Origin of the sequence: Photobacterium sp. SP02, from assembly GCF_038519165.1 — a bacterium.
Lineage (GTDB): Bacteria > Pseudomonadota > Gammaproteobacteria > Enterobacterales > Vibrionaceae > Photobacterium > Photobacterium halotolerans.
This window is the reverse complement of sequence record NZ_JASJOJ010000171.1, coordinates 1-440: the sequence shown is the minus strand read 5'-3', so window position 1 is coordinate 440 and position 440 is coordinate 1. Positions and strand designations below refer to the sequence as shown.

Genomic DNA, 440 nt, shown 5'->3' with positions numbered 1-440 from the left:
AAACTTCCGGTTGCTGTCTGACTCCGCCTGTTCTGCCTGCCGTTTCATCAGGGCGAGATGCTCAATGCGCTGCAGGGCTGACAGTTCAGAAAGCGTGACGGTCACACCGTTATGTTCAAATGATTCGGTTTTCAGGAACATCGCTGACTCTCCGGATTAACTGGCGGTGACGGTAATTTCTGCAACCGCAGCAAACTCACCATTACCGGATACAACCGGAATGTTGACCTTGCCTGCAGCAACGCCGTTCACGGTGATGGTCATACCACTGACCGACACGGTGGCTTTTGTTTTATCCGCAGACACCGCACGAAAGCTCTTGTCGGTTACGCCCTCCGGCTGGAAGGCCACGGTCAGCGTGGTGCTCTGCCCTTTCACCACCGAGGTGCTGGCAGGCGTCACGGTCATGCCGGTTGCCGCTGTTACCGTGCTGCGATCTT

General features: G+C 56.1%; 2 protein-coding genes. Both read right to left on the bottom strand.

Features of this window, described 5'->3' with window-relative positions; genetic code table 11:
* On the bottom strand, positions 1 to 141 hold a 141-nt coding region (gene gpG, locus P0Y67_RS22855), incomplete at its 3' end, for a phage tail assembly chaperone G (RefSeq protein ID WP_202789330.1).
* Between the two features lie 15 nt (positions 142 to 156).
* Positions 157 to 440, bottom strand: a 284-nt coding sequence (locus P0Y67_RS22850; RefSeq protein WP_282664417.1) for an Ig-like domain-containing protein, incomplete at its 5' end; no start/stop codon positions are given.